We start from the raw sequence: 4,359 nt of genomic DNA on the forward strand, positions 1-4,359 counted from the left end.
ACCAAAAACGGTCCAGTTTGAAGGGTTCAGATCAACCAGCAAAAGAGAACGCGGAATTCGCCGCTGGGACATGTCAACCGCAAGGGATTATGGTGCTTCCTCGCCTACCGCGTTCGCGGCCGACAAACGGGGCCAGTTGAGCTTTTTTAAGTTTGTCAAAAATGTATATCCCGCATAAGATATTCGTATATCTAGTAGCGCATATACGCGTAAAGGATTTTACTATGTCTCTCTATATCCGTGATAATACCGTCGATGAACTTGCAAAAAAAGTTCAGATTGCGACCAAGGCAGCGAACAAAACCGAGGCTGTGAGACGCGCTCTTGAAAACGAGCTCGCTCGTGCTGAGAACGCCATCCCCTTGAGAGAGCGTGTCAAGAAGCTGCAGGACGAAATCGGGATCTTACTCGGGCCAACTCCCCAGCCATTCGATATGAAGAAGTTCACAGACGAATTGTGGGAAGAATAAATGTACATCGACGCATCCGCGATCATAGCGATCCTCACCAACGAGAGCGACGCGGGTTCCCTCCTTGCCAAACTGGAGGGAGCCAAAAAACCGATCTTCTATTCGTCGACGACGGTTTTCGAAGCGGTTCTGAGCTTGTCTCGCCAGATGGCAAATGCAAAGGTCGGACAGCAAGCCCCAATCCCTCCGGAATTTATCGAAACCGCTCAGCAAAAAATTGAGAGCTTTTTGACGTTGATCGCCGCTCACGAAATGCCAATAGGAGGAAAGACGCATCGCGGAGCTATCGACGCAGCGCGTAACTTCGGAAAATTTGTCGCTCATCCGGCCCGTTTGAATATGGGGGATTGCTTCGTCTATGCCTGCGCGAAGGAATATAGGTTACCCCTGCTGTTCAAAGGCGAAGATTTCATAAAGACCGATATCGAAACCGTCTGATTGCCGGCGGTCAGTACGCCGAATATTCTTGTCCACGCAAAAAATTCCGCCTGTCGAGCTGGTCATCATGATCCCGGGTGCGATCATGATGACCATTGTCGCCATTTCGGCAGGTCAGATAAGGCTTTCCGGCAAGGAACGGACGCATGAAGTCATGTTCTTCCCGACCACATCAGAGAGAAGTGGGCAGCCAAAAGTGGATCCTCCTCCATGTGCCCTATCCAATCCGAATGCTCAATCTGCCCGGAGATGAAGCAGAGCAGCAACATTTGTTGCGACATTGAGAGAGGGGCAATCACCTCTGACAGGCTTCGCTCGTCAAATGCGGAGACGACGGCAGGACTGGGTGCCGCTGGACCGGAATGGCCTTCCGGCTCAAAACATGAGAAACCACCTACGTAATAATCGTAATGCATAAAATAATTCCTTCAAAGAAGTAATAATGTTCTCGAAAAACAGATTGCGTGACGATAAACATAGACTTCACATCGGAAAAAGTCGCAGGGAGAACCGTTTCACCTGAAACAATGCAAAAACTCCTACGGCATTACTAAAATAACACCCTCCGACCTGCCGAGGACAAGCGACAGATCGATCTGCTCCTAAAGGTCTGGGAAGAGAGCGGCAAGGTCTACGGTTATCGCAAGCTGCACGACGACCTTCTCGACCAGGGCGAGATGTGTTGCCCGAACCGGGTTGCGCAGATGCTTCGCCCGGTGCGGTGATTCCCGCGGGCTGGTCCGAACCGTGCAGGGCTGTCGACAGGTTTTCTTTCGTCTACGAGCGCCGAATATTTTCTTTTATTTGGCTTGATTGTCCTGTCCGTGAGACATGCTCCGCGTACCCGGAAAAGTCATCTTTTTCTCACGAAACGGTGCAGCTGTCCTGATCGGCTCGGCTACAATTGAAACCAAGCCTTGCTTGATTTCATACCACGATCGCCCACGGTCTTCCTCAGGACGGCACGCTCATCCGTGGATCAAAGACCTAACCCGGAAGATCTGGACCGTTCACCTGCAGCGCCAGCCTCGCGCGTGTCCAAAGAGCCGCGCGCAGGCGGGCGGGCGGCGGCGGACGCCTTCGGCACGGTGCCAGAAGCACTGTCGGCGTCACGCGCCAGTTCCAGCCTGAGTGGCTCATCGTCCCATATGCCATCGGAAATAAAATGATGGAGACGATCATATTGCCCCGCCGCCAGGCGGCCCGACATCGGCTCGATGCTCTTGCAATCTCCGTTACGGATGAAATACGAAATATCTTGCTTCGATAAATGTATCGATTACTTGATTGCAGATCCGCCATGACTGACGGGGAAAAACCGTTCCAAAGCAAGCAAGACGCGCATCGGGATTACAGCCAGCCCTCATCCGGGAATGGCTCGTCCGGGCAGGGTTATCAACTAGCTGCAAAATGGAGATAACATCACAAAGTCTCCTCCCTCTGCCCGACCACCGCGGAGGAAATCTGTGTCAGCTGAAGTTTTCAATGGCGAGTTGGACACCCCGTTTGGGCCATGAAAATTTTGGAGTATTCACATGTCCTTTTGGTCAAAATTGAAGGAAAAGTATCGAGAGAAAAAAAGCTCCCTGAAAAGGGAGAACGAGAAGTCTGCCTTCGAGGAACCTCGACATCAGCGGACCAAGAACCTTATTCATGCTGAGAACGCCGACATACCACAAAATATCTTACCGTCCGCTGGCCGGACGAAGAACCTCATTTATGCCGAGAACGCTGTAAAATATGCGGAGCAAAAACTCTTTTTGGGATCCACCAATCGCCCCATCGACGAAGCACAGGGACACGCTCTTTCCGGCAAGCTGGGAGATAGCAATACCCGGCAACGGTTGCGTAACCAGTTTAATGCAGACCTTGCAGAAAACCAACCACCCGGAATGTCGGCGGGAGCCGCTGCTCTGTGGCAGGCTGACCACGTCGAGGCGTTTGGCATGGGAAACTGCGGCGAGCAATCCCTTGCCGCTTTCAAGTACCTCTTGAATCATACCGACGCGAAGGAGGTATCCATTCTTTTCGTCGGGGACAACCATGACCTCCTTGTGATTGGTGCCAGCCCTTCCGAGTTGGCGAGCTCCAGATCTGCATGGGGTAGCTACAGCCTTGACAGGGCCCCTCCACTGCCGGAGCAGGCGGTATTTTGCGATCCCTGGCGTCATGAATGGTTCCCTGCTTCCGAATGGCCCAATAAGATCAAGCCTATCCTGCGCGAGACTCAAGTTGCAGATACTTCGGAATCTATGGACGATGACGAACGGGAAATGTGGGAAGATGCAGGCATTTCGATTGGGATACGCAATTTTTCGGAGAACTGGAAAGAGATAGGCATCTGGATTAAAGCCTCCAGACAAGAGGACACGATCGCTGAATATCAGGAATACCTGCACCGGCATCCAGATGCGGTAGCACCGCATAAAACGAGCCGAGCTGCCATAATTGCCGCCGCCGAAGCTCGTATCGACAACATTGAGGCATCCCCGGCAAAGTCTGCGGTCAAGCAGAACCAACGCGTCCACGTTGAACGATTGCGGGATAGAGAAATGTGCCGGTAAAGGATGGATGCCGAAAGAAGCGCTTTTGACAGGAGCGTGAACGACCGCAATTTCCAGCAAACTGTTTCGCCCTGTTTGACCACATTCAAACTTCGCTAACAGGAGTTCCATCGGTCCAATTTACGCGCCGCGCACCATCCGACTTGCCATCCTGTGTCGTCGTTTCGAACAGGCTTTCAATGCGGGATAAAGCGGCGACTTGAACCGCACCGGGTTTGCCGGAGGCCATTTCGTTTAAGTTATGCGGCCACGGCCGGTGCGTCCAGCATGGCGTAATATCGTTCTTCGGCCTCGGCTGGCGGTATGTTGCCGATGGGCTCCAGAAGGCGACGGTTGTTGGTAAGCGCGAATTTCTGTGCGCCTTCTGAGGCGCAGTGCTCTGATGCATGAAGTGTCCACCAAAAATAGGTGGACACCAAATCATGGACGATACTCCTAAACTGCAGGTGCGGCTTGTTGGCCGCGACGGCCGCCGTCGATATGACCCTGCCTCCCGAGATCAGCTTGTCGCAGCGTGTTTAGAGCCCCGCGTTTCGGTTTCGCGTCTAGCTCTGGAGCACGGCGTCAACGCCAATCTCGTTCGCAAGTGGGTGAAGAGAGCCAAAGAAGATAGTGCTTTGCCTGCGGTATCTACGTTCGTTCCGGTTCAGATAGCTACAGATATGCACTCGTCTTCTGCCAGCGGTCCACTGACGAAGGTGGAGCCGGTCGGCAAGCGATCTCATGCATCCAAGCTGAGCGCGGTGCTGCCGAACGGGGTCAGCCTGACGCTGGAATGCAGCGATGTCGATGGGTTGACAGCAATAATAGGAGCGCTGGGTCATGTTCAGACTAGGCGCTGATCTCAAGGTTTACCTGCATCGCGAACCGATCGACTTTCGGGCCGG

Annotated in this window: 6 protein-coding genes and 1 pseudogene; 5 read left to right on the forward strand and 2 right to left on the reverse strand. The window is 53.1% G+C overall.

What is annotated here, in order from left to right; translation table 11 throughout:
* The first annotated feature begins 224 nt into the window (after positions 1-224).
* Positions 225-470: a type II toxin-antitoxin system VapB family antitoxin gene (locus RS75_RS24800; RefSeq protein WP_045024954.1), complete on the forward strand. Its 246-nt coding sequence runs from the start codon at positions 225-227 to the stop codon at positions 468-470.
* Positions 471-908: a type II toxin-antitoxin system VapC family toxin gene (locus RS75_RS24805; protein WP_045025261.1), complete on the forward strand. Its 438-nt coding sequence runs from the start codon at positions 471-473 to the stop codon at positions 906-908.
* A gap of 152 nt (positions 909-1,060) precedes the next feature.
* Here the strand turns inward: RS75_RS24805 and RS75_RS24810 are convergent, their stop codons facing one another.
* Positions 1,061-1,324 (reverse strand): hypothetical protein, encoded by a 264-nt coding sequence (locus RS75_RS24810; RefSeq protein WP_045025262.1) that lies wholly within the window; start codon positions 1,322-1,324, stop codon positions 1,061-1,063.
* Between the two features lie 150 nt (positions 1,325-1,474).
* Here RS75_RS24810 and RS75_RS26555 point away from each other — a divergent pair.
* Positions 1,475-1,621 (forward strand): annotated as a pseudogene (locus RS75_RS26555) (IS3 family transposase); the annotation flags it as partial.
* A 266-nt stretch (positions 1,622-1,887) separates the two neighbouring features.
* On the opposite strand, the gene RS75_RS27520 reads toward RS75_RS26555, so the two are convergent.
* A complete protein-coding gene (locus RS75_RS27520) occupies positions 1,888-2,184 on the reverse strand; it encodes a transposase (RefSeq protein ID WP_407691591.1) in 297 nt (98 codons plus the stop codon).
* A gap of 259 nt (positions 2,185-2,443) precedes the next feature.
* On the opposite strand from RS75_RS27520, the gene RS75_RS24820 reads away from it, so the two are divergent.
* A complete protein-coding gene (locus RS75_RS24820; RefSeq protein ID WP_045022984.1) occupies positions 2,444-3,472 on the forward strand; it encodes a hypothetical protein in 1,029 nt (342 codons plus the stop codon).
* Between the two features lie 422 nt (positions 3,473-3,894).
* The gene (tnpA, locus tag RS75_RS26090; protein ID WP_084687218.1) at positions 3,895-4,314 is read left to right on the forward strand and encodes an IS66-like element accessory protein TnpA; all 420 of its coding nucleotides are present in this window, start codon (positions 3,895-3,897) and stop codon (positions 4,312-4,314) included.
* The last annotated feature ends 45 nt before the right edge of the window (positions 4,315-4,359 follow it).

The sequence above is a fragment of the Rhizobium nepotum 39/7 genome (assembly GCF_000949865.1).
GTDB classification, from domain to species: domain Bacteria; phylum Pseudomonadota; class Alphaproteobacteria; order Rhizobiales; family Rhizobiaceae; genus Agrobacterium; species Agrobacterium nepotum.

Coding starts and splice junctions, on each gene's coding strand:
- RS75_RS24805 (WP_045025261.1), top strand. CDS start 471: ATGTACATCGACGCATCCGCGATCATAGCGATCCTCACCAACGAGAGC.
- RS75_RS24800 (WP_045024954.1), top strand. CDS start 225: ATGTCTCTCTATATCCGTGATAATACCGTCGATGAACTTGCAAAAAAA.
- RS75_RS24810 (WP_045025262.1), bottom strand. CDS start 1,324: ATGCATTACGATTATTACGTAGGTGGTTTCTCATGTTTTGAGCCGGAA.
- tnpA (WP_084687218.1), top strand. CDS start 3,895: ATGGACGATACTCCTAAACTGCAGGTGCGGCTTGTTGGCCGCGACGGC.
- RS75_RS24820 (WP_045022984.1), top strand. CDS start 2,444: ATGTCCTTTTGGTCAAAATTGAAGGAAAAGTATCGAGAGAAAAAAAGC.